We start from the raw sequence: 24,563 nt of genomic DNA on the forward strand, positions 1-24,563 counted from the left end.
GATACCTAGGCATTACTCACCCGTCCGCCGCTCGTCACCTCAGGAGCAAGCTCCCTTGTGTTACCGCTCGACTTGCATGTGTTAGGCCTGCCGCCAGCGTTCAATCTGAGCCATGATCAAACTCTTCAATTAAAGTTTTTTGCTTTACTCGGTTAAGAGCAAAACGGCTCAATGAATTATACTGTTTTTCAAAAGCCCGAAGACTTTCGAAGTTTACATATTGCTATGGTCACTCAGTGGTTCATTGAGAAATATTTTTGATTGCTTCCTAAGAAGCAATTTCGAATAACTCAACACCTGTGAGTGCCCACACAGATTTGCTTGTCATATTGTTAAAGAGCGTGAGACTAATCTTTCAAGTCTCGCCGAAGACGCTAGGTCGTTGGCTTGAGGAGGCGTATTCTACACTCTCCAGTGTCGGCGTCAAGTGCTTATTTTAAGAAGTTTTTCAAGCGATGATTTCTTAATCAAAACCAAAACTAGAAGCCCTTTAAGCGCTTGTCACCTGGGTTCATTCTTCGAGAATGATTTAACCCTCTAACACTGCTGCAAGTCCCGTGCTACCTTACCTTGCGGTAAGTTAGTTGGCCTGCTGTGCCGTGTCAGTGGATGCGCATTATAGGGAGTTCCTGAACAAGCGCAAGCGCTTTTATCAATTAAAACAACCTTTTTTAAAAGGCACAGTTACAACACACCCTACGCACCACTTACCCCCAGAGTTATCCACATACATTCAATAAGCCTGTCAGTGCATCACTCGGTGGGATATAAATCTTAGCCCATAATGAGCAACTTGCACGCCCTATAACGGATTAATTTACGCTTTATTTTTATCCGATAAATCCACTCCCTTTAGCGGTGCTAGTCATGACCTCTTCACCGCAACCACCTAGCAGTCACTTTCACAAATTCTAATGGAATTAATTATGCTAAAACCTCGTGTTCTGGAGTTAATGTCCCCGCATGAATGAGTGGTATGGACTGGCATGACTCTGATAAATACGTCTAAAGCGATGCTGACAACATGTCTATATTGATGTTGATGCGCTTCGAGGCTTGTTTCGGCGAGGTGGTATATATCTCAAAACTCTTCAGTGACCAGAAAAACTTACTCGCTTTCCCCTCAAGATTAAGAATTCTGCTTAACAAGGCCAGGTTGAGGCATTAATGGATAGAACCGAAATGATGTTGCAAGGGTATTGGTATTGGTATTGGTATTGGTATTGGTATTGGTATTGGTATTGGTATTGGTATTGGTAACGATAATTTTAAGAGCTGCCTATATCAACAAACAATGTAACAGACGTTGTAGTTTCTTCACTTTTATTGAGGGTTAAATAAGATGACGGCCTCTTGTTTAGTCTTTATCGATGATACTGATAAACCTGAACGGCTTAAAAATGGCTCATGCCATAAATCGAAGATGTGAAAACCCACTAAATAGTCGCGAGTTTTGATACTGATCCGGCGCTTCAAAATATCCTACCCTCACATGGGCATATAGGCCACACGACTTGGTTTTGAGTTTAGAGCACTAGAATGTAGAGCGCTAACCTGTTAATACAGCAGCCTAAAGCAGCCCAGGCCATAAATCGCAGACGCAAAAAAGCCCGCTACAACGTAGCGGGCTCTTCACTTATTAGGCGCCTGGAAATGACCGACTCTCACATGGGCATAGCGGCCACACGGCTTTGTATCGAGCTTAAAGCACCAAAATGTAGAGCGCTAACCTATTAATACAGCAGCCTAAAGCAGCCCAGGCCATAAATCGTAGACGTAAAAAAGCCCGCTACAGCGTAGCGGGCTCTTCACTTATTAGGCGCCTGGAAATGACCTACTCTCACATGGGGAAACCCCACACTACCATCGGCGATACTGCGTTTCACTTCTGAGTTCGGAATGGGATCAGGTGGTACCACAGCTCTATGGTCTCCAGACAAATTTGGGAAATTTGAAAAGCTGTTACTCACTTACGCAAGTAAACTGAAATCTATTATTGAGTCACACAACATTAAGTGCTTCTAATTCTGATATGTAAAAACATCAGTCTCATACAAAACCCATCAGGGTTGTATGGTTAGGCCTCACGAGTCATTAGTACAGGTTAGCTCAACGCCTCACAACGCTTACACACCCTGCCTATCAACGTCCTAGTCTCGAACGGCTCTTTAGAGGAATTAAATTCCTAGGGATGACTCATCTTAGGACTCGCTTCCCGCTTAGATGCTTTCAGCGGTTATCGATTCCGAACGTAGCTACCGGGCAATGCTATTGGCATAACAACCCGAACACCAGCGGTTCGTCCACTCCGGTCCTCTCGTACTAGGAGCAGCTTCCTTCAATCATCCAACGCCCACGGCAGATAGGGACCGAACTGTCTCACGACGTTCTGAACCCAGCTCGCGTACCACTTTAAATGGCGAACAGCCATACCCTTGGGACCGACTTCAGCCCCAGGATGTGATGAGCCGACATCGAGGTGCCAAACACCGCCGTCGATATGAACTCTTGGGCGGTATCAGCCTGTTATCCCCGGCGTACCTTTTATCCGTTGAGCGATGGCCCTTCCATTCAGAACCACCGGATCACTATGACCTACTTTCGTACCTGCTCGACGTGTATGTCTCGCAGTTAAGCTGGCTTATGCCATTGCACTAACCGTACGATGTCCGACCGTACTTAGCCAACCTTCGTGCTCCTCCGTTACTCTTTGGGAGGAGACCGCCCCAGTCAAACTACCCACCAGGCACTGTCCCGAACCCCGATTCAGGGGCCGCGGTTAGAACATCAAAACTACAAGGGTGGTATTTCAAGGACGACTCCACAACATCTAGCGACGTCGCTTCAAAGTCTCCCACCTATCCTACACATGTAGGTTCAATGTTCAGTGCCAAGCTATAGTAAAGGTGCACGGGGTCTTTCCGTCTAGCCGCGGGTATACGGCATCTTCACCGCAATTTCAACTTCACTGAGTCTCGGCTGGAGACAGCGTGGCCATCATTACGCCATTCGTGCAGGTCGGAACTTACCCGACAAGGAATTTCGCTACCTTAGGACCGTTATAGTTACGGCCGCCGTTTACCGGGGCTTCGATCATGAGCTTCTCCGAAGATAACCCAATCAATTAACCTTCCGGCACCGGGCAGGCGTCATACCGTATACTTCCTCTTGCGAGTTTGCACAGTACTGTGTTTTTGATAAACAGTTGCAGCCACCTGGTATCTGCGACTGCCAACAGCTTAGGAAGCAAGTCCCATCACCGTCGGCAGCGTACCTTCTCCCGAAGTTACGGTACCATTTTGCCTAGTTCCTTCAGCCGAGTTCTCTCAAGCGCCTTGGTATTCTCTACCCAACCACCTGTGTCGGTTTGGGGTACGATTCCTACTAACCTGAAGCTTAGAAGATTTTCCTGGAAGCATGGCATCAACTACTTCATCACCTTAGTGACTCGTCATCAGCTCTCAGCCTTAAGTAAACCCGGATTTGCCTAAGTTTACAGCCTACAACCTTAAACGCGGACAACCAACGCCGCGCTAGCCTAGCCTTCTCCGTCTCTCCATCGCAGTTAGCAGAAGTACAGGAATATTAACCTGTTTCCCATCGATTACGCCTTTCGGCCTCACCTTAGGGGTCGACTCACCCTGCCCTGATTAACATTGGACAGGAACCCTTGGTCTTTCGGCGAGGGAGTTTTTCACTCCCTTTATCGTTACTCATGTCAGCATTCGCACTTCTGATACCTCCAGTGTGGGTTACCCCTTCACCTTCAACGGCTTACAGAACGCTCCTCTACCGCTTGCTAGTAAACTAGCAAACCCATAGCTTCGGTGTATTGCTTAGCCCCGTTAAATCTTCCGCGCAGGCCGACTCGACTAGTGAGCTATTACGCTTTCTTTAAATGATGGCTGCTTCTAAGCCAACATCCTAGCTGTCTAAGCCTTCCCACATCGTTTCCCACTTAGCAATAACTTTGGGACCTTAGCTGATGGTCTGGGTTGTTTCCCTTTTCACGACGGACGTTAGCACCCGCCGTGTGTCTCCCGAGTAGTACTCATTGGTATTCGGAGTTTGCAAAGGGTTGGTAAGTCGGGATGACCCCCTAGCCTTAACAGTGCTCTACCCCCAATGGTATTCGCTCGAGGCGCTACCTAAATAGCTTTCGAGGAGAACCAGATATCTCCCGGTTTGATTGGCCTTTCACCCCCAGCCACAAGTCATCCGCTCATTTTTCAACATAAGTCGGTTCGGTCCTCCAGTTGATGTTACTCAACCTTCAACCTGCCCATGGCTAGATCACCGGGTTTCGGGTCTACACCTTGCAACTAAACGCGCAGTTAACACTCGGTTTCCCTACGGCTCCGCTATTCGCTTAACCTCGCTACAAAATGTAAGTCGCTGACCCATTATACAAAAGGTACGCAGTCACGGTCTCAAGAACCGCTCCCACTGCTTGTACGTATACGGTTTCAGGTTCTATTTCACTCCCCTCACAGGGGTTCTTTTCGCCTTTCCCTCACGGTACTGGTTCACTATCGGTCAGTCAGGAGTATTTAGCCTTGGAGGATGGTCCCCCATATTCAGACAAGATGTCACGTGTCCCGTCCTACTCGTTTTCACGTAAAGTTAGTTTTCATGTACGGGGCTATCACCCTGTGCCGCTGTGCTTTCCAACACATTCCACTAACACCCTCTACGCTTAAGGGCTAATCCCCGTTCGCTCGCCGCTACTAGGGGAATCTCGGTTGATTTCTTTTCCTCCGGGTACTTAGATGTTTCAGTTCCCCGGGTTTGCCTCACAACACTATGTATTCATGTTGTGATACATGCTTATGCATGTGGGTTTCCCCATTCGGACATCGTTAGCTCAAATGCTTGTTACTAGCTCGCCAACGCTTTTCGCAAGTTACTACGTCCTTCATCGCCTCTGACTGCCAAGGCATCCACCATATACGCTTAGTCACTTAACCATACAACCCAAATAAGTCTCTATGAGATATACCTGTTGTTTCAAGCGGGTAAGCTCAAAACAGTCGTATCGTAACTAATGGTTTCTACTTTCGCCAAAATTAGAATTTTTAACTCATTGCCGTTAAGCAATAAGCCAAGACACTTAATGTTTAAGTGTTTAGAACTCAATTTTTTAATTTCGCATTAACGCTATAAACAACAACACGAATAATCGTAATCGCTGTCCCTTTCACGTTAACACTATCAGCTTTCCAAATTTTTAAAGAACGATATCACTGCAACTTGGCAGGATATTTTGTCGCTCACCTCTATAAAGAGGAGAACAAGCAATCTGTGTGAACACTCAAACGTATTTGCATACTTCAGATGCGAGTTAGTCGTATAGGTAAGGAGGTGATCCAGCCCCAGGTTCCCCTAGGGCTACCTTGTTACGACTTCACCCCAGTCATGAACCACACCGTGGTAAACGCCCTCCCGAAGGTTAAGCTATCTACTTCTGGTGCAGCCCACTCCCATGGTGTGACGGGCGGTGTGTACAAGGCCCGGGAACGTATTCACCGTGGCATTCTGATCCACGATTACTAGCGATTCCGACTTCACGGAGTCGAGTTGCAGACTCCGATCCGGACTACGACCGGCTTTATGAGATTAGCTCCACCTCGCGGCTTCGCAACCCTCTGTACCGACCATTGTAGCACGTGTGTAGCCCTACTCGTAAGGGCCATGATGACTTGACGTCGTCCCCACCTTCCTCCGGTTTATCACCGGCAGTCTCCCTAAAGTTCCCACCATTACGTGCTGGCAAATAAGGATAAGGGTTGCGCTCGTTGCGGGACTTAACCCAACATTTCACAACACGAGCTGACGACAGCCATGCAGCACCTGTCTCAGAGTTCCCGAAGGCACTAAGCTATCTCTAGCGAATTCTCTGGATGTCAAGAGTAGGTAAGGTTCTTCGCGTTGCATCGAATTAAACCACATGCTCCACCGCTTGTGCGGGCCCCCGTCAATTCATTTGAGTTTTAACCTTGCGGCCGTACTCCCCAGGCGGTCTACTTAATGCGTTAGCTTGAGAACCCAGTGTTCAAGACACCAAATTCCGAGTAGACATCGTTTACGGCGTGGACTACCAGGGTATCTAATCCTGTTTGCTCCCCACGCTTTCGTACATGAGCGTCAGTCTTTGTCCAGGGGGCCGCCTTCGCCACCGGTATTCCTTCAGATCTCTACGCATTTCACCGCTACACCTGAAATTCTACCCCCCTCTACAAGACTCTAGTTTGCCAGTTCGAAATGCAGTTCCTAGGTTGAGCCCAGGGCTTTCACATCTCGCTTAACAAACCGCCTGCGTACGCTTTACGCCCAGTAATTCCGATTAACGCTTGCACCCCTCGTATTACCGCGGCTGCTGGCACGAAGTTAGCCGGTGCTTCTTCTGCGAGTAACGTCACACCCAAGCGCTATTAACACTTGAGCTTTCCTCCTCGCTGAAAGTACTTTACAACCCGAAGGCCTTCTTCATACACGCGGCATGGCTGCATCAGGCTTTCGCCCATTGTGCAATATTCCCCACTGCTGCCTCCCGTAGGAGTCTGGACCGTGTCTCAGTTCCAGTGTGGCTGATCATCCTCTCAGACCAGCTAGGGATCGTCGCCTTGGTAAGCCATTACCTTACCAACTAGCTAATCCCACCTAGGTTCATCCAATCGCGGAAGGCCCGAAGGTCCCCTCCTTTCCCCCGTAGGGCGTATGCGGTATTAGCAGTCGTTTCCAACTGTTATCCCCCTCGACTGGGCAGATACCTAGGCATTACTCACCCGTCCGCCGCTCGTCACCTCAGGAGCAAGCTCCCTTGTGTTACCGCTCGACTTGCATGTGTTAGGCCTGCCGCCAGCGTTCAATCTGAGCCATGATCAAACTCTTCAATTAAAGTTTTTTGCTTTACTCGGTTAAGAGCAAAACGGCTCAATGAATTATACTGTTTTTCAAAAGCCCGAAGACTTTCGAAGTTTACATATTGCTATGGTCACTCAGTGGTTCATTGAGAAATATTTTTGATTGCTTCCTAAGAAGCAATTTCGAATAACTCAACACCTGTGAGTGCCCACACAGATTTGCTTGTCATATTGTTAAAGAGCGTGAGACTAATCTTTCAAGTCTCGCCGAAGACGCTAGGTCGTTGGCTTGAGGAGGCGTATTCTACACTCTCCAGTGTCGGCGTCAAGTGCTTATTTTAAGAAGTTTTTCAAGCGATGATTTCTTAATCAAAACCAAAACTCGAAGCCCTTTAAGCGCTTGTCACCTGGGTTCATTCTTCGAGAAGATTAAACCCTCTAACACTGCTGCAAGTCCCGTGCTACCTCACCTTGCGATAAGTTAGCTGGCCTGCTGTGCCGTGTCAGTGGATGCGCATTATAGGGAGTTCCTGAACAAGCGCAAGTGCGTTTTGCAATTAAATTGTAATATTACCACCAAGCGGATACTTCTCGAACTATACGCACAAAAAAGGGGCTAAAGCCCCTTTCTACATCTATATACAACTAACCTAAATCGGTTATTAGCTTCGCTCTAGGAAACCTTGAATCAATTTAACTGCTTTATCATCGTCCCAATCTACGAAAGTACGAACAAACGCAATCAACTCACCTTCTCTATTTAGGATAAAAGTAGCAGGTATTGTACCTAAGGGAAATACGGTACCTAATGCTTGCTCTTGATCATAATAAGTGGTGAAACCTTCCATTCTTAATCTTTTTAGAAAAGGCTCTACTTTACTATTACCCGCTTCATCAATTGAGACAGGGATGACTTCAAAATCATCAGAGCCAACCTTAGCAGAAATACGACTTAGGGCTGGTAGCTCTCTAACACATGGAGGACACCAAGTCGCCCACATGTTTACCATAATTATCTTACCTTTATACTGACTAAAGTCGATGGTGTTACCTTTATTGTCTTTAAAGGGAACAGCCTCGATTGGAAACGGCTTAGGCAATACATTAATTTGGTCAACGGTCGAAGGGTAATCGTAGTTAGATGCGCTTTCCTCTTCTTTTGCTGCTTCCATGCCAGGGTATGCTTGAACTGACCCTGCTAATAGTATGGCGGCGGAAAATAAACCTGATACTAATCTTTTCATTTAGGATCTCGCTTTAACAAACGATCGAGCTCTTGCTGATCTTCAGCAGAAAGCTGTTCAGTATTCGACTCTGTAATACGCTGTTTACGAATAAATGCAAAACCAATCAAGCCACCGATCAATAGTAGCCCTATTGGCCCTAACCATAAAATGTAGGTTTTACCTTCCATTCTCGGTTTGTAAAGGACGAATTCTCCGTAACGACTAGTCATAAACTCAATAATTTCACTTTCTGTTTTGCCATCGTCTACCATTTGGAATACTTCCAAACGTAAATCTTGGGCTACAGGTGAATTTGAATCAATTAAGTTTTGATTCTGACATTGAGGGCACCGAAGCGAATGCGCTAATGATAATGCACGCTTTTGGTTTTCCGGCGTCTTAAATTCGTACGTATCGACTGGCGTAGCATTAGCAACTGATATCATACTAAACATAAGGATGACGGCAGACAGACTTTTTATAAATGTCTTTATCACGATGCACCATCCTTTGCAGCTTCTGCTTGTAACTCTTGAACCATAGGGTAAAGCGTCTCTTTCCATACACGAGAATCAATTGGGCCTGCGTAACGGTAACGAATCACCCCTTTATGATCGACAAGGAAACTTTCTGGCGCACCATAGACCCCTAAGTCTAATCCTAAACGTCCATTATGATCGTAGATATTAATCGCGTATGGGTTACCTTCGCGACTAAGCTCTTTTATTGCTAACGCACGTTCGTCTCGATAGTTGATACCATATATAGGTAACACGTTTTTACGCGCTAAAGTCATTAAGAAAGGGTGCTCATATTTACATGATGGGCACCACGTCGCCCACACGTTTAGCAACGAAACTTTCCCTGTTAGAGTCTCATTAGTCAGGAACTCTCCTGGCGTTTCCAATATCTCTAGCTGGAAAGCCGGGATCGGCTTTCCTTCAAGAGCTGAATCAAGTTTTTCTGGACTTAAGAAGAGTCCCTTATAAAGGAACACTCCTAAAGCTAAAAACACAATTAGTGGAATAAATAAAACTAGCTTTTTCATACCTACCCTATTCAATTATGCCGTTGCTAATTTATCATTTTTTTGTGCAGATTTTTTATCAGCGCTCTTTGCTTTAACTCTGTAACGTTTATCAGAAGCAGCAAAGAAACCACCTACCATCATAAAGATGGATCCGAACCATATCCAGCGAACAAACGGCTTATAGTTAAGACGAACAGCAAACTGAGTACGACTTAGAGGGTCACCCATTGTGACATAAAGATCACGGAATAAGCCCCAGTCGATACCTGCCTCTGTCATATCCATTGTGCGGACATTATATTGACGGCGATCAGGTTTTAATAATGTGACGTAATCATCACCTTTATAAACTTCGATCTGACCCTGCTTCGCGGTATAGTTTGGACCTACTACATTTTTAGTTTCTACATATTTAAAGGTGTAGCCTGCAAGTTCTTGCGAAATACCTGGTCCCATTCGAACACTTTTCTCTAAAGAATAGTTAGAAACCATTGTTGCACCGATAACCGATACTGCAATACCAAGATGCGCAATAATCATACCCAGCTGACTACGACCCAAACGAGTCATGTCAAACGAACCGTCTTTAGTCTTAACGATATTGTATGCAGCTCTGAATGTCATAATGACCACCCAAACAGCAGTTGCTACACCTAAAACCACCCAAATATTGAATTGACCATCTACTAGGAATGGCGCAGCCAAACCCACCACCACAGAGATAATTGCGGGGATCATAAGTTGGCGTTTTAATTCACCGTCTTTTGACTTCTTCCAACGAATAACCGGGCCCACCCCCATAAAGCCAAACAATACCAACACAATAGGCACAAATACAGCGTTGAAATATGGAGGCCCTACAGAGATCTTACCCATACCCAAGGCATCAATTAATAACGGGTAGAGTGTCCCCAGTAAAACGGTACCACATGCTACAGTGATCAGCAGGTTACACACTAACAGCATGGTCTCTTTAGATTTAAGCTGGAAACGTGCAGCACTTTTCATTTCACTTGCCCTAAAGGCAAATAACGTGAGTGAACCGCCAACGGCTAAGCCCAGCAGCAATAGAATAAACATGCCTCGGCTTGGGTCGGCTGCAAATGAATGCACCGATGTTAGTACGCCTGAACGTACAATAAAAGTACCTAACAAGCTTAACGAGAAGGCAAAAATAGACAATAAAACAGTCCAGTTGCGGAATGCACCACGTTTTTCAGTCACAATTAACGAGTGCACGAGAGCAGTACCAATCAACCAAGGCATGAAAGATGCGTTTTCGACTGGATCCCAGAACCACCAACCGCCCCAACCAAGCTCATAGTAAGCCCACCAAGAACCGAGCGAGATACCACCAGTAAGGAATACCCAAGCAGCCAATGTCCAAGGACGACTCCAACGAGCCCAAGCAGAATCTAAACGGCCACTCATTAGAGCAGCAATAGCAAATGCAAAGCTAACGGAGAAACCCACATAACCAAGGTAAAGCATTGGGGGGTGGAATATTAAACCAACGTCTTGCAACATTGGGTTAAGATCGCGACCTTCCATTGGAATAGGGAATAAGCGTTCAAATGGGCTAGAGGTCAATAGCATAAATAGCGTAAAACCGATCAAAATCATTGCTAAGACAGCTAACACTCGCGCAGTAAAGACTTCTTCTAGACCTTTACTGAACAATGCTACTGCAGCAGCCCAAGCTGATAATGAGAACACCCAAAACAGCAACGAACCTTCATGCCCCCCCCAAACTGCCGCTATTTTGAAAAAAATGGGTAGTTGAGAGTTGGAGTGATGTGCGACATAAGCCACAGAAAAGTCATCAACGGCAAAACTATAGCCAAGAGAGATAACTGAAAATAGAATGAAAAAGAACATTCCGTAAGATAGTGGCCAGGCATAGCGAACCAAATATTGGTCCTTACGTGCTACACCTACTAAAGGGACGATGGCTAAAAGCATGGCGAAAGCCAAGCCTATAATCAACGAAAAGTGTCCTAATTCTGGGATCATGGGTTTTCCTCAGTCCTAAATCATGTATTGATATGCACGCGCTAATATCATTACATACGAGTCCGTAGTTAACACTACTTAAAAGGGTACAAATTTAGCTCAGTTTAGTATTTGCTATTGTTCCTGTCTGCCTCTTTCGTACAAATATGGGTGACTTGTCGCATTCTTCCCTATCTTATTTCAAGCTACACTTAAATAGCTGGGTGCAAATAATACCAAAACAGAGTGAATTTAGTTGAACTTAAGCGTAAGACCCTAGAAGCTTCAGTTAGTTTCGGCTTATTTTCCAATTAAAATCAATCTGTGAACAAGTGCGCAACTATGAGCATTTCAGGTTATATTACTGTTCAATGAATAATCTTTACGTATAATCTGACCCTAAATTCAGCGGTGTATCCGCTTTTTGCCAATTTAAGTGAAATAGACATAATGACCACATTCTGGATCTTAATAGCCTTATTTGTGTTGGTCAGCCTAGTGCTGATTTGGTTCCCACATTTTCGTCAGCAAAAATTGCTGCTGACTGAAGAAGCCGGTGTTCGCAAAAGTACCAACTTAGAATTATTTAACGAACGTCTCGCTGTGCTCGAAAAAGAAGTTAGCGAAGAACTACTTGACCAAGCTGAGTTTGATGCGCTTAAAACAGAGCTTGAAATGAGCCTGTTACAAGACATGAAGCAAGGTGATGATGAGTCGCTAGTCAATGTTGTAAAGCCAAAAAGTATTATTTGGCCAGCTCTAATGTCTTTAGTGGTCATGGGCCTATCGGCTTACATGTATACAACGCTTGGCGCCTACAAAAACTTAGATCGTCCAGTCACAGCTAGTAAGCAACACTCTGGTATGAGTCAGGCTCAAATGATGTCGCAGCGTGTACAAGAGATGGAAGCTCAAGCTCAAGCTGAACCTGACAACAGTCAATTATGGTTTAGCCTTGGCCATACTTATATTTCTGCAAATCGCTATGATGATGCCATCAAGGCATTCGATAAAACTATGGAACTAGTTGGCACGCACGCAGAACTTTTAGGCCCGAAAGCAACGGCACTTTATTACCGTTCAAATCAACAAATGACGCCCGATGTACAAGCTTTGATTGACCAATCTTTAGCACTTGATGCGTCTGACCCATCTACATTGCTACTTGTAGGTATGGATGCTTTTTTCTCAGCTGAATATCCATCTGCAATCAAAGCATGGCAATTAATTTTAGATAGCGAACGCACTGATGTTGACCGTAGCGCTATCATAAATGCTATCGAAAGCGCCAAAATGAGAATGAACACTGATGGCGAGATGCCAGATGATGATGCTCATCGCAATGTAAAACCTAAAGCGACGGCTCAAACGGTAACTATCGAAGTAACCATTTCCCCAGAGCTACAAGCACAAGTGGCTAGCACTGACATGTTATTTGTCTTTGCACGCTCAACTGAGGGGCCTAAAATCCCTCTGGCTGCAACAAAGTTATCAGCTGGATCATTACCAGCAACTATCACACTTGATAACAGCACTGGTATGGGCGACGCCAAGCTAAGCGACGCTAGAACGGTTGAAGTCATTGCCGTATTATCGAAGCACGGTAGCGTTAAACCACGCGCTGGAGACCTCCAGGGTAAACTTGACACAGTAAGTGTTGGTGGTAATGGCCAATTAGTGTTAGATACTCTAGTTGAGTAACTGTAAATAACAGCAATAAAAAAACCGGCTTATGCCGGTTTTTTTATACGAGCATTGTATTTACTTTGACATAAACTCAATTGCTTTTTGGTAGTCTTCATCTGAACAATCTGCGCACATTCCACCTGGTGGCATTGCATTTAGACCCGCCTTAATTGAAGCTATTAATGCGTCAGTACCTTTCGCTAAACGAGGCTCCCACGCGGCAGCATCATGGACTTTAGGGGCACCGGCAACACCCATGCTATGACAAACTTGACATGCTTTTTCGTATACAGCTTTTCCATCTTGTGCGAAAACACTTGTAGATAAGGTTAATGCAGCAGCTGCAGTCAGTGCTAATAATTTTTTCATTTTGTAGGTTCCTAATGCAAATTCTAACAAAGCTCACGCTGCCCTAAAAGAATGCGGCAGACTTATTCTAACACCATCAGATTACTACAAACTTCACCAAATGGCACCTTTTTGTGATCTACACCTCACCAAAAAGTGAGTCCGCAAGACATCATTCATAAAACCGTTAATATATTAGCAATTGTTAAAAAAGTTCATATAAAATCCCTAATATTGGAACTACATCAAATTGCTGGTACATAGCAACGCTCCACACTAAACGGTTGAAAGTCTATGTGTTACCATAACTTGTTTTTTTAAACAGCATGATATAGAGAGGATCAGTGGTAGAACAATCGAAAGCAGCGACACTGGTATCGGCAAATAACCTAACCTGCATCAGGGAAGAGCGCATCCTATTTGATGAACTCAGCTTTGAAATCGGCGAAGGTGAAATCGTACAGATTGAAGGGCCTAACGGAGCTGGCAAGACGAGCCTGTTAAGGATCATTGCTGGGCTATCTCGACCTTATGCTGGTAATATTAATTTCAAAAATGAAGATATCTGCCGCTGTCGCGACGAATACAATGATGAATTATTGTATCTAGGACATCTAGCAGGTGTTAAAAGTGAGTTAACAGCAGAAGAAAATCTTAAGTTCAATTTAAGATTGAGTGGTTATGATGGCTTTGATACTAGAGAAATTCTTGAAAAAGTTAATTTGTCAGGTTTCGAAGAAGCATTAGCAGGCCACCTTTCAGCCGGACAGCATAGACGCACAGCGTTAGCTAGACTCTGGCACACAAACTGTAAAATTTGGCTGCTTGATGAACCCTTTACTGCGATTGATAAAAAAGGCGTTGAAGAACTAGAGCAATTGTTCCTAGCTCACGCTAAACGCGGCGGTTGTGTCATCCTTACCACTCACCAAGATATGAGTTTAATAAGCGATGATATATTACGTAAAATTCGTCTTGATTATCGTTTTGTTTAAGGGCTGCCAATGAAAAAAGGTATCAGCTACACACAGGTTTTTGGCACGTTATTAAAACGTGATTTACAAATAGCAGTGCGCCATCGCGGTGACATATTTAACCCGCTGCTGTTTTTTGTACTTGTAGTCACACTATTCCCACTAGGAATAGGTCCTGAACCTCAGGTACTAACCAGAGTTGCACCAGGCATTATTTGGGTAGCGGCACTTCTCGCCTCAATGCTGTCTTTAGAACGGTTATTTAAGGCTGATTTTGTTGACGGTAGCCTAGAGCAAATGCTTTTAAGCCCACAACCGTTACCATTAATGGTATTAGCCAAAGTGTTGGCGCATTGGATTTTAACTGGCGTCCCGTTAATTTTAGTCGCTCCTTTACTGGCTGTGCTGCTACACCTAGATCCCAACAGCTATGGCGCATTGATAGCGACGCTTGCATTAGGTACTCCAGTGTTAAGTCTACTCGGTGCGATAGGTGTAGCGTTAACTGTAGGATTGAGTAAAGGCGGCGTCCTACTCAGCCTATTGATTCTGCCGTTGTATATTCCGGTGTTAATTTTTGCAACCAGCGCTATCGACGCTGCGAGTATGAATTTACCTTATGATGGTCAACTCGCAATCATTGGCGCGATGTTGATCGGTTCATTAACCTTAGCACCCTTTGCTATTGGTGCCTCCCTACGAGTGAGTACAAACTAAAATGTGGAAATGGTTTCATTCATACGCCGATCCTGAGCGTGCTTATAAACTTTCAGGCACTTTGTTGCCATGGTTCGCCTGTTTAGCAATTGCGTTGATCGGGCTTGGAACGACATGGGGATTAGTTTTTGCCCCTATGGATTACCAACAGGGTGACAGTTTTAGAATAATTTATATCCATGTACCTGCAGCATCCATGTCAATGGCTGCTTACATGGCAATGGCTGCGGCGTCGTTTGTCGGCATTGTATGGCAAATGAAGACTGCCGACTGGGTTGCTGCATCTATCGCACCGATTGGTGCAGTAATAACCTTCATCGCTTTATTCACTGGCGCCTCATGGGGTAAACCAATGTGGGGCACTTGGTGGGTATGGGACGCTCGCTTAACTGCAGAACTGGTATTATTATTCTTATACTTAGGCGTAATTTCGTTATATGCCTCTTTCGAAGACAAAGTCCTTGCGGCTAGAGCTGCGGGTATTCTTGCGATTGTGGGTGTTGTTAACATTCCGATTATCAAGTATTCAGTAGATTGGTGGAGCAGCTTACATCAACCTGCAACGATTAAAATTACTGAAAAATCATCAATGTCTAGTGACATGCTATACCCATTACTGATCAATATTTTTGGGTTTGCAATGATGATTGGAGCCTTAACATTAGTCCGTTTTAGAGCAGAGATCCTAGCTCGAAATGGTATGCGCCCTTGGGTACGAGAACTTGCTAAACAAGAGGGGAGCAAATAATGCAATTCGATTCAATTAGTGAATTTTTCAAAATGGGCGGCTATGCTTTTTATGTTTGGCTAGCTTACGGTGTCAGCTTCTTTTCTTTAGGAACACTTATCGTTATAAGCCTTAGGCAGAAACGTAAAGTGCTAGTAGAAATAGCTAAAAAGATCAAAAGAGAAGAACGCCTTAAAGAAACTCGGAGTACTAAATAGTGAACCCAAGAAGAAAGAAACGCTTAACTCTTGCTGTTGCGTTAATTGCTGGTGTAGCCGCAATTGCTTCATTGTTACTTTATGCACTTAACTCAAATTTAAACCTATTTTTTACGCCTACTGAAATTGTACAAGGTAAAAAAGATACTGGTTTAATGCCTGAAGTTGGCCAACGTATTCGCGTCGGTGGCATGGTTACGATGGGCTCAATGGTACGAGATCCTAAAAGCTTACATGTTGAGTTTGCGGTACATGACGCCGCCGGTGGTGAAATCATTGTAACCTTTGATGATCTCTTACCCGACTTGTTCCGCGAAGGACAAGGCATTGTCGCTCAGGGCATCCTGATAGCTCCAGGTCGACTGGAAGCTACTGAAGTACTGGCAAAGCATGATGAAAATTATATGCCTCCAGAAGTCGCTGAAGCAATGGGTAAATCCCATGAGAAACCAGAGTACAGCCAGACACAAGTAAGCGGCTACTAGACTCAGCAATAACCAATAGTGAAAAGCCTTCATAAATTGAAGGCTTTTTTGTATCCGGAATATATGGCACCACCAAGTAAATTTACCTTTAGAATACCCACTGAGTTAATCATGAAGAACCAACAAAACTTGAGCGCTAATGCTGCGACCACTACCAGTGAGAGATAAGTACCAGAAACTAATAACTTGGATTCACTAAAATCAAAAGCAAGATCTAAAGCTACAACCTAACCGCAAGCAAAGATCTCATAATAAAGCTCACTAGCGGCTGAATATGAATGAATATGTACAAGCCCATACATATTCAAGCCTAAATAAAATTAATGGCTCTAACGACTATACAGCTAACTTGCTAGCTAGTTATGAGAACGTAGCAAAAACCTGTAGTTATGACTAATAGCTTATGTAAACTCAATAGCTGAAGCTTACTAGCAAAAGGTAGCACACAAAGATGACCATACATTGCTAACTATAGTGGAAGTTACAACGCGCCATAAACATGCAAGCTAACCACGGTCACCGCGTAAACTATATAAAAATAGACAGTTTTCTCAGTCCTCAAAAGAAGTACCTTAAAAATCGTAAAATCAACTAACAGCTATGCTATTGAACAGTATAAATAGCAAACCAAAAACATGCGATTACCGTATTATTAGCCAAGAGTGAAGCTAGCCCGCTGAGACCCTAAACCGTGCTTTATCATACTATATTCTAGTCAAGCACAAGTAGGTGCCTAACTTAGTAACTTCCCATAGCTTTTTGGTGTTAAGTCATCCAACGTTATATGCAACCATTCATGGTTGTAATACATGATTGCCTCATTTGTTCTGGTGTTTTAAGCGCTCTACTATAGCGCTGTTCAAACAGGCTTTAACACTGCTCATAGCGACTATCATTCCGTTTGTAGTTAGTAAGCTTTGAAACTAGCTGTATATTGGCAGCCTCTATCGAGACCAAATACAGCAACGCTACCTCCTTGTATAGTGTTATAGCCACCTGCAATGCTTATGCTACTCAGCAAGCCTTCATTTGTTTAGATCGACATCAGCCAAACTTGCATTGGCTGAGACGAATTTAAGTTCAGACTGACACGTAAACAGCAACGCTAATACAGTGCTTCCCCTTCGTAGTGACTTTAATAAGCTTGCGACTGAGTAGCACAAGGTCTAACTTACGCATAATTAACTCTTCACAGAACTTCTTAGTTAAGTGATGAAAGCCAAACTATTTCGACAACTCCCGAAAATGCGCTTTACGGTAGGAGTTTAGCTCATTTTCCCTAATATCCTAAGCGAGTCTCGTTAACCAATCATAGATAGGTGCGGTAACTGACTTCCATATCTTACAAACTGTTTACATTTTGAATTAATACCTATTGACTGAACAATTCGGGAGGAGGATAAGAAAGACACAGACCTCAGCAAACCTTTAGGTATTATGAATATGTAATTCTGTGCCGAAAGTAATTTAGATTCATTATGTTAGACCTAAAACTAGACTCTCTTATCTGAAGTTACGATAGGCTTCTCTAGCTCCTGACCTCCTGCTTTTTGCTCAAAAGCAGGCTTGGTGATACACCAGTACATCAGCGGTTTGTGGAACGCTAGGATTTGTCTGATAGGTAAGCCAAAGCTTCCTCTTTAAGACTCTTCGCAAGATAAGAACAGACTTTCCCTATTCACACTCAGGTCGGTTATTGATTCTATGATCCACATTCAAGTGTCCAGCCTGATTAGCCCTGAATACTACATTGATTGAAGAGCCAACATACATAGTAAACAAACTTAATGCTAACAGTGAACTAAGCATCGTTCATGGAAGAGCGCTTACGAACGAATCAGAAAGAGTGCATACACACTGGAAGTTTATCTTATCGACCTACAGTCGAATAAGTCCTCGCAAAAGCTGGTGATCCTAGTCAAACGGCCCAATCAAATAGGCAGGATGATCATATAACTCCTCAATCGACTCACCATTGAACACCGTATATAAGTAGCCACTAACGGTTACAACAGTAAATATATTGCTTATCAAACAATCAAACTTAAAGGCACGTCAGTAAAGCTTGCTTAGCATGAAGACGAACAGGAATAGTAATTCAGAGTTAATGAGAACTTTTTAAGCCCTTAAATTAGGGGGTAGACATGAAATAGATATCAGAACTTCAATTGCGAGAACCGCATATTTAGCCGATAGAATTAACGAAAAAAATATAACGACGGAAAGGAATATTTTCGTAGCGGAACAGATAGATTAGCATTTAGACAGAAAATACAGATATAAAAAAGGCCGAACACATGGTTCGGCCTTTTATAACTAAGACTTATTTACTCAGCAGTGTCTTCAACAGCTTCAGCTGCTTCTGGACGACCTACTAGTTCAATGTACGCCATAGGCGCTTTATCACCAGTACGTAGACCGCACTTAAGAATACGAGTGTAACCGCCAGGACGTTCCTGGAAGCGTGGACCCAATTCAGTAAATAACTTACCAACGACTTCAGCGTCGCGAGTACGAGCAAATGCCAAACGGCGGTTTGCTACACTATCACTCTTAGCAAGTGTTATCAGAGGTTCAACTACGCGACGCAGTTCTTTCGCTTTAGCTACAGTAGTTTTAATCACTTCGTGACGAACTATTGAGCATGCCATGTTACGGAACATAGCTTGACGATGACTGCTGTTACGGTTCAGTTGACGACCACTCTTACGATGGCGCATGACCTAATCCTTATTACCTATATCTGTACTAATCTGGACTTAAAGGTCGTCTGCTAAACTAGCTGGAGGCCAGTTTTCGAGACGCATACCTAACGACAGTCCGCGAGACGCTAAAACATCCTTAATTTCAGTAAGAGATTTCTTACCTAAGTTAGGAGTTTTCAACAACTCTACTTCTGTGCGCTGTACCAGATCGCCGATGTAATGAATCGCTTCAGCCTTCAAACAGTTGGCTGAACGTACAGTTAGCTCTAAATCGTCGACAGGACGCAACAGTATCGGATCGAACTCTGGTTTCTCTTCAACTGGTGCAGCCTCAGTAACATCACGTAATTCTACAAACGCATCTAGCTGTTCAGCCAAAATAGTTGCAGAACGACGGATAGCTTCCTCAGGATCGATAGTACCATTTGTGGTCATATCAATAACGAGTTTATCTAAGTCTGTACGCTGTTCAACACGGGCAGCTTCAACATTATAAGCAATGCGAGCTACTGGTGAGAACGAAGAATCAACCAACAAACGGCCGATAGGGCGATCATCGTCTTCAGTTTGTGCACGGGCAGAAGCCGGTACATAACCACGACCACGCTCTACGCGGATACGCATGCTGACGTCATTATTACCTGTCAAATGACAGATAACATGGTCAGGATTCATGATAGTAACATCACCATCATGCGTGATATCTGCTGCAGTAACAGGGCCTGCGCCTGACTTACTAAGCGTAAGCATAGCTTCGTCTTTCCCTTCAATAACAACTGCTAAACCTTTCAGATTTAACAATATCTCAAGGATATCCTCTTGCACGCCTTCCTTGCTACTGTATTCATGCAGTACACCATCGATCTCTACTTCGGTAACCGCGCAGCCTGGCATAGACGACAATAGGATACGACGCAACGCGTTACCTAAAGTGTGACCAAAACCACGCTCAAGCGGCTCCAGTGTAACCTTGGCACGTGTTGGATTAACCTGCTCGATATCAACGAGACGCGGTTTAAGAAATTCTGTAACAGAACCCTGCATTGTGTCCTCTCTTTTGTTTTAACTTTACTTAGAGTAAAGTTCGACGATCAGCTGTTCGTTAATTTCCGCAGACAAATCACTACGTTCAGGTAGACGCTTGAAAGCACCTTCCATCTTAGTGTTGTCAACTTCAACCCATGTTGGCTTTTCGCGTTGAGCCGACACTTCTAAAGCCGCTTTAATACGAGCTTGTGTACGTGACTTCTCGCGAACGCTCACTACATCATTCGCAGACACTTTGAATGATGGAATGTTAACGACGCTACCATTAACCACAATTGACTTGTGACTAACAAGCTGACGTGCTTCAGCGCGTGTTGCACCAAAGCCCATACGATAAACTACGTTATCAAGACGGGTTTCTAAAAGAGTAAGTAGGTTTTCACCAGTATTACCTTTTGTACGTGCAGCATCTTTGTAGTAGTTACGGAATTGCTTTTCTAGCACACCATAAATACGACGAACTTTTTGTTTCTCGCGTAGCTGAACGCCATACTCAGACAAACGGGTCTTACGAGCGCCGTGTTGTCCAGGTGCAGTTTCAAGCTTACACTTCGAATCGATTGCTCTCACGCCGCTTTTTAGGAAAAGGTCTGTACCTTCTCTGCGGCTGAGCTTGAGCTTTGGACCCAAGTATCTTGCCATGTTCTTTCTCCAACTATCCTATTAAAAACGACGTATTAAACGCGGCGTTTCTTAGGAGGACGACAACCATTATGAGGGATAGGCGTCACATCGGTAATGTTAGTAATTTTATAACCAACCGAGTTTAGTGCACGAATCGCAGATTCGCGTCCTGGACCTGGACCCTTCACAAACACTTCTAGGTTTTTAACACCATAGTCCTGAGCAGCAGTACCTGCACGCTCAGCAGCAACCTGTGCAGCAAATGGGGTAGATTTACGTGAACCACGGAAACCTGAACCACCAGAAGTTGCCCAAGATAGTGCATTACCTTGACGATCTGTAATGGTAATAATAGTGTTGTTGAAAGACGCATGAATGTGCGCCATACCATCAGCAACCTGTTTACGTACACGCTTACGCGGAGAACGTGACGGAACTTTAGCCATTTTGGATTACCCCGTTACTTTCTAATTGGTTTACGTGGACCTTTACGCGTACGCGCATTGGTCTTAGTACGTTGCCCACGAAGGGGAAGGCTACGACGATGGCGAAGGCCACGGTAACAACCAAGGTCCATAAGACGCTTGATGTTCATGGAAACTTCGCGACGTAAATCACCTTCTACAATGTAGTTGGCAACTTCTTCGCGTAGAGTATCTATTTGAGCTTCGCTCAATTCCTTGATCTTAGCATCTTCTGCAATAGAAGTAGCCGCGCAGATTGCTCTTGCGCGAGTACGGCCAATGCCAAAGATAGCAGTCAATGCAATGACTGTATGCTTTTGATCAGGAATGTTAATGCCAGCGATACGGGCCACTATGCACTCCTCAAGTTAAAGGTCATCTGTGAAAAGCCCGGTAGGATACTCGACAGACGACAATTTAGCAAATAATATTTTGACCAGCCCCGACTGGGCTGGCCAAATCTTTCTTTTTAGCCTTGACGCTGTTTGTGTTTAGGTTCAACACAAATCACACGAACAACGCCACTACGCTTTACGATCTTGCAGTTACGGCAGATCTTCTTCACGGAAGCTCGAACTTTCATTTCATCACTCCGAGATTGCTAGTTAATTTCCAAAGCGATCTAAATTCGCTTTGTTAACCAAGTTAGCTTTCTTCATCACAGAATCATACTGATGAGACATCATATGAGTCTGAACCTGAGCCATGAAGTCCATGATTACGACTACCATAATTAGTAGTGAAGTACCGCCAAAATAGAACTGTACTTGCCACGCAATTAACATGAACTCCGGAATTAAGCAGATGAAAGTAATATATAACGCGCCAGCTAATGTTAGGCGGGTCATTACTTTATCTATGTAACGCGAAGTCTGTTCTCCAGGACGAATCCCGGGAATAAACGCACCACTCTTCTTCAAGTTATCCGCTGTTTCGCGAGGGTTAAACACCAACGCAGTATAGAAGAAACAGAAAAAGATAATCGCTGTTGCATACAACAATGAGTACAGCGGTTGTCCTGGTGACACGGCAAGTGAAAAATCACTTAACCACGACATGGACTCATTTTGACCAAACCACTGAGCCAGTGTGCCTGGAAATAAAATGATGCTGGACGCAAAAATAGGTGGTATTACACCAGCCATATTTATCTTTAGTGGTAAATGTGTGCTTTGCGCAGCAAAAACCTTACGGCCTTGCTGGCGTTTAGCATAGTTGACAACGATACGACGTTGCCCACGCTCTACAAATACTACAAAGTATGTGACAGCAAAAACAATTACTGCCAACAACAACAATACTAGTACACTTATGTCGCCTTGACGCGCCTGCTCAGCCGTTTGACCGATAGCAGATGGCAGACCTGCAACAATACCTGCGAAAATTAATATCGAGATACCATTACCAATGCCTCTTTCGGTAATCTGTTCACCTAGCCACATTAGGAACATTGTCCCTGTAACTAAACTCACAACTGCAACAACATAAAAACCAATTCCTAGGTTTACTACTAAACCCGGAACTAAGTTCGGAAGACCTGTTGCGATTCCGATTGCCTGGAAAGTACCCAGGACCAATGTGCCGTATCGAGTATATTGACTAATTTTTTTCCGTCCTGACTCGCCTTCCTTTTTCAATTCAGCGAGAGCAGGATGAACAACTGTCAATAACTGCATTATGATCGATGCCGAAATATACGGCATAATACCTAATGCAAAGATAGAGGCACGTTCAAGGGCACCACCAGAGAACATGTTAAACATGCCTAAGATAGTACCCTTTTGCTGATTAAACAGCTCTGCTAGTACAGCAGCGTCAATACCAGGAATTGGTACAAACGAACCGGCTCTAAAGACGATAATTGCACCAATCACGAACAGGAGACGGGTTTTCAATTCAGATAAACCGCCTTTCGCGCTTTTTAAATCAAGTCCTGGTTTTGCCATCGACGTATTATTCCTCGATCTTGCCACCGGCAGCTTCAATAGCTGCACGTGCACCTTTGGTTACCTTCAGACCTTTAACGGTCACTGGGCGCTCAATGGTACCTGAAAGAACGATTTTAGCAAACTGTATGTTGCGAGTAACTAGATTCGCATCTTTCAGCGCATTTAGGTCGATAACATCACCGTTAACTTTAGCTAGTTCACCAACGCGAACTTCAGCTGATACCAACGCACGACGCGAGGTAAAACCGAACTTAGGTAGACGGATCTTAAGTGGCATTTGACCACCTTCGAAACCGACACGGACACCGCCGCCAGAACGAGACTTCTGACCTTTGTGACCACGACCTGCAGTTTTACCTAGGCCTGAACCGATACCGCGACCTACACGCTTAGCTGCTGATTTAGCACCTGCAGCAGGTGATAGAGTATTTAGACGCATCTTATACTTCCTCCACCGAAACCATGTAGTAAACCTTGTTAATCATACCGCGAACAGAAGGAGTATCTTCTACTTCAACAGTGTGATTAATACGGCGTAGACCTAGACCAGTCAAAGTTGCACGATGCTTAGGCAAACGTCCAATTGAACTCTTGGTCTGAGTTACTTTAAGTGTTTTAGTAGCCATGGTGCATTAACCTCGAATTTCATTAACATTCAGGCCACGCTTAGCTGCAATTTGTGATGGTGACTTCATGTGCACCAACGCATCTACAGTTGCGCGAACGATGTTGATCGGGTTAGTAGAACCGTATGCTTTCGACAGAACGTTATGAACGCCTGCTACTTCCAATACGGCACGCATTGCGCCACCGGCAATAATACCGGTACCGTCAGAGGCTGGTTGCATGTAAACACGCGAGCCTGTGTGACGTCCCTTTACAGGGTGGTGCAAAGTACCATTGTTCAATTCAACGTTTACAATGTTACGGCGAGCCTTTTCCATTGCTTTCTGAATTGCTGCTGGCACTTCACGCGCTTTACCATAGCCATAACCGACTTTACCATTACCATCACCGACTACAGTTAGTGCAGTGAAGCTAAAGATACGTCCGCCTTTAACTACTTTAGAAACACGATTAACTGCAACTAATTTCTCTTGCAGATCGTCTTTTTGTTGAGCTTCAAATTTAGCCATTTTTCATCATTCCTTAGAACTTGAGGCCAGCTTCACGAGCAGCGTCTGCTAATGCAGCAACGCGTCCGTGATACTTGAAGCCGGAACGATCGAATGCAACTACAGCTACGCCTTTTTCGATAGCGCGCTCAGCAACGGTTTGACCCACTACTTTAGCTGCATCTACGTTACCTGTGTACTTTAGCTGCTCTGATACCGCTTTTTCAGCAGTAGAAGCTGCCGCCAACACTACGTTTTCAGGGCTAATGACCTGAGCGTATGTGTGACGTGGTGTACGATGTACAACCAGACGATTAACGCCCAGCTCTTGGATCTTCTTACGAGCGCGCAGTGCGCGACGTAAGCGAGATGTTTTCTTATCCATATCGCGTT

At 44.4% G+C, this 24,563-nt stretch carries 22 protein-coding genes and 4 rRNA genes (1 of these 26 only partly in view); 6 read left to right on the forward strand and 20 right to left on the reverse strand.

The window, feature by feature from the left end; all coding sequences use genetic code 11:
• From RGE70_RS17750 to RGE70_RS17785, 8 genes are all read right to left on the reverse strand, one after another.
• Positions 1-132: ribosomal RNA gene (locus RGE70_RS17750) — 16S ribosomal RNA — on the reverse strand; it reaches 1,411 nt to the left of the window's first position.
• Between the two features lie 1,689 nt (positions 133-1,821).
• A 5S ribosomal RNA gene (rrf, locus tag RGE70_RS17755) occupies positions 1,822-1,937 on the reverse strand.
• A gap of 136 nt (positions 1,938-2,073) precedes the next feature.
• Positions 2,074-4,967, reverse strand: a 23S ribosomal RNA gene (locus tag RGE70_RS17760).
• A 387-nt stretch (positions 4,968-5,354) separates the two neighbouring features.
• Positions 5,355-6,897 (reverse strand): 16S ribosomal RNA (locus RGE70_RS17765).
• Together the 16S, 23S and 5S rRNA genes form the textbook arrangement of a ribosomal RNA operon.
• Before the next feature lie 628 nt (positions 6,898-7,525).
• Positions 7,526-8,107: a TlpA disulfide reductase family protein gene (locus tag RGE70_RS17770; protein WP_310472749.1), complete on the reverse strand. Its 582-nt coding sequence runs from the start codon at positions 8,105-8,107 to the stop codon at positions 7,526-7,528.
• Positions 8,104-8,583: a heme lyase NrfEFG subunit NrfF gene (nrfF, locus tag RGE70_RS17775; RefSeq protein ID WP_310473014.1), complete on the reverse strand. Its 480-nt coding sequence runs from the start codon at positions 8,581-8,583 to the stop codon at positions 8,104-8,106. The genes RGE70_RS17770 and nrfF overlap by 4 nt, the downstream gene beginning before the upstream one ends.
• Positions 8,583-9,137 carry a DsbE family thiol:disulfide interchange protein gene (locus RGE70_RS17780; RefSeq protein WP_310472750.1) on the reverse strand — a complete coding sequence of 185 codons (555 nt, stop codon included), beginning with the start codon at positions 9,135-9,137 and terminating at the stop codon, positions 8,583-8,585. The genes nrfF and RGE70_RS17780 overlap by 1 nt, the downstream gene beginning before the upstream one ends.
• A gap of 15 nt (positions 9,138-9,152) precedes the next feature.
• Complete coding sequence (locus tag RGE70_RS17785; protein WP_310472751.1) at positions 9,153-11,132, reverse strand: heme lyase CcmF/NrfE family subunit; 1,980 nt, start codon at positions 11,130-11,132, stop codon at positions 9,153-9,155.
• A gap of 429 nt (positions 11,133-11,561) precedes the next feature.
• On the opposite strand from RGE70_RS17785, the gene ccmI reads away from it, so the two are divergent.
• Positions 11,562-12,812: a c-type cytochrome biogenesis protein CcmI gene (gene ccmI / locus RGE70_RS17790; RefSeq protein WP_310472752.1), complete on the forward strand. Its 1,251-nt coding sequence runs from the start codon at positions 11,562-11,564 to the stop codon at positions 12,810-12,812.
• A gap of 60 nt (positions 12,813-12,872) precedes the next feature.
• On the opposite strand, the gene RGE70_RS17795 is transcribed toward ccmI, so the two are convergent.
• A complete protein-coding gene (locus tag RGE70_RS17795; RefSeq protein ID WP_310472753.1) occupies positions 12,873-13,166 on the reverse strand; it encodes a c-type cytochrome in 294 nt (97 codons plus the stop codon).
• A gap of 323 nt (positions 13,167-13,489) precedes the next feature.
• Between RGE70_RS17795 and ccmA the strand changes: the two genes are divergently transcribed.
• Genes ccmA through ccmE form a run of 5 tightly spaced genes read left to right on the forward strand, consistent with a single transcriptional unit; the run spans position 13,490 to position 16,266 of the window.
• Positions 13,490-14,140, forward strand: coding sequence for a cytochrome c biogenesis heme-transporting ATPase CcmA (gene ccmA / locus RGE70_RS17800; RefSeq protein WP_310472754.1), 651 nt, complete (start codon positions 13,490-13,492; stop codon positions 14,138-14,140).
• Positions 14,141-14,149: 9 nt separating this feature from the next.
• Positions 14,150-14,836, forward strand: coding sequence for a heme exporter protein CcmB (gene ccmB, locus RGE70_RS17805; RefSeq protein WP_310472755.1), 687 nt, complete (start codon positions 14,150-14,152; stop codon positions 14,834-14,836).
• A gap of 1 nt (position 14,837) precedes the next feature.
• Positions 14,838-15,584, forward strand: coding sequence for a heme ABC transporter permease (locus RGE70_RS17810; RefSeq protein WP_310472756.1), 747 nt, complete (start codon positions 14,838-14,840; stop codon positions 15,582-15,584).
• Entirely contained in the window at positions 15,584-15,781 is a 198-nt protein-coding gene (ccmD, locus tag RGE70_RS17815) for a heme exporter protein CcmD (RefSeq protein WP_310472757.1), read from the forward strand. The genes RGE70_RS17810 and ccmD overlap by 1 nt, the downstream gene beginning before the upstream one ends.
• Positions 15,781-16,266 carry a cytochrome c maturation protein CcmE gene (gene ccmE / locus RGE70_RS17820; RefSeq protein WP_310472758.1) on the forward strand — a complete coding sequence of 162 codons (486 nt, stop codon included), beginning with the start codon at positions 15,781-15,783 and terminating at the stop codon, positions 16,264-16,266. The genes ccmD and ccmE overlap by 1 nt, the downstream gene beginning before the upstream one ends.
• 2,327 nt (positions 16,267-18,593) lie before the next feature.
• Here ccmE and rplQ read toward each other — a convergent pair.
• From rplQ to rplR, 11 genes are all read right to left on the reverse strand, one after another.
• Positions 18,594-18,986 (reverse strand): 50S ribosomal protein L17, encoded by a 393-nt coding sequence (gene rplQ, locus RGE70_RS17825; protein WP_012153479.1) that lies wholly within the window; start codon positions 18,984-18,986, stop codon positions 18,594-18,596.
• A gap of 39 nt (positions 18,987-19,025) precedes the next feature.
• Entirely contained in the window at positions 19,026-20,015 is a 990-nt protein-coding gene (locus tag RGE70_RS17830) for a DNA-directed RNA polymerase subunit alpha (protein WP_202287022.1), read from the reverse strand.
• A gap of 24 nt (positions 20,016-20,039) precedes the next feature.
• Positions 20,040-20,660: a 30S ribosomal protein S4 gene (gene rpsD, locus RGE70_RS17835; RefSeq protein ID WP_310472759.1), complete on the reverse strand. Its 621-nt coding sequence runs from the start codon at positions 20,658-20,660 to the stop codon at positions 20,040-20,042.
• Positions 20,661-20,695: 35 nt separating this feature from the next.
• Positions 20,696-21,088: a 30S ribosomal protein S11 gene (rpsK, locus tag RGE70_RS17840; RefSeq protein ID WP_012153476.1), complete on the reverse strand. Its 393-nt coding sequence runs from the start codon at positions 21,086-21,088 to the stop codon at positions 20,696-20,698.
• Between the two features lie 14 nt (positions 21,089-21,102).
• A complete protein-coding gene (gene rpsM / locus RGE70_RS17845) occupies positions 21,103-21,459 on the reverse strand; it encodes a 30S ribosomal protein S13 (RefSeq protein ID WP_310472760.1) in 357 nt (118 codons plus the stop codon).
• A gap of 116 nt (positions 21,460-21,575) precedes the next feature.
• Positions 21,576-21,689: a 50S ribosomal protein L36 gene (gene rpmJ / locus RGE70_RS17850; RefSeq protein ID WP_006083579.1), complete on the reverse strand. Its 114-nt coding sequence runs from the start codon at positions 21,687-21,689 to the stop codon at positions 21,576-21,578.
• Between the two features lie 22 nt (positions 21,690-21,711).
• On the reverse strand, positions 21,712-23,052 hold the full coding sequence (secY, locus tag RGE70_RS17855) for a preprotein translocase subunit SecY (protein ID WP_310472761.1): 1,341 nt from the start codon (positions 23,050-23,052) through the stop codon (positions 21,712-21,714).
• Positions 23,053-23,059: 7 nt separating this feature from the next.
• Positions 23,060-23,494 carry a 50S ribosomal protein L15 gene (gene rplO, locus RGE70_RS17860; protein ID WP_310472762.1) on the reverse strand — a complete coding sequence of 145 codons (435 nt, stop codon included), beginning with the start codon at positions 23,492-23,494 and terminating at the stop codon, positions 23,060-23,062.
• Between the two features lies 1 nt (position 23,495).
• Positions 23,496-23,681, reverse strand: a complete 186-nt coding sequence (rpmD, locus tag RGE70_RS17865) for a 50S ribosomal protein L30 (protein WP_041410757.1) — start codon at positions 23,679-23,681, stop codon at positions 23,496-23,498.
• A gap of 6 nt (positions 23,682-23,687) precedes the next feature.
• Complete coding sequence (gene rpsE / locus RGE70_RS17870) at positions 23,688-24,191, reverse strand: 30S ribosomal protein S5 (RefSeq protein WP_310472763.1); 504 nt, start codon at positions 24,189-24,191, stop codon at positions 23,688-23,690.
• A 13-nt stretch (positions 24,192-24,204) separates the two neighbouring features.
• Positions 24,205-24,555, reverse strand: a complete 351-nt coding sequence (gene rplR / locus RGE70_RS17875; RefSeq protein ID WP_310472764.1) for a 50S ribosomal protein L18 — start codon at positions 24,553-24,555, stop codon at positions 24,205-24,207.
• Between the last annotated feature and the right edge of the window lie 8 nt (positions 24,556-24,563).

The sequence above is a fragment of the Shewanella youngdeokensis genome, assembly GCF_033180165.1.
Lineage (GTDB): Bacteria > Pseudomonadota > Gammaproteobacteria > Enterobacterales > Shewanellaceae > Shewanella > Shewanella youngdeokensis.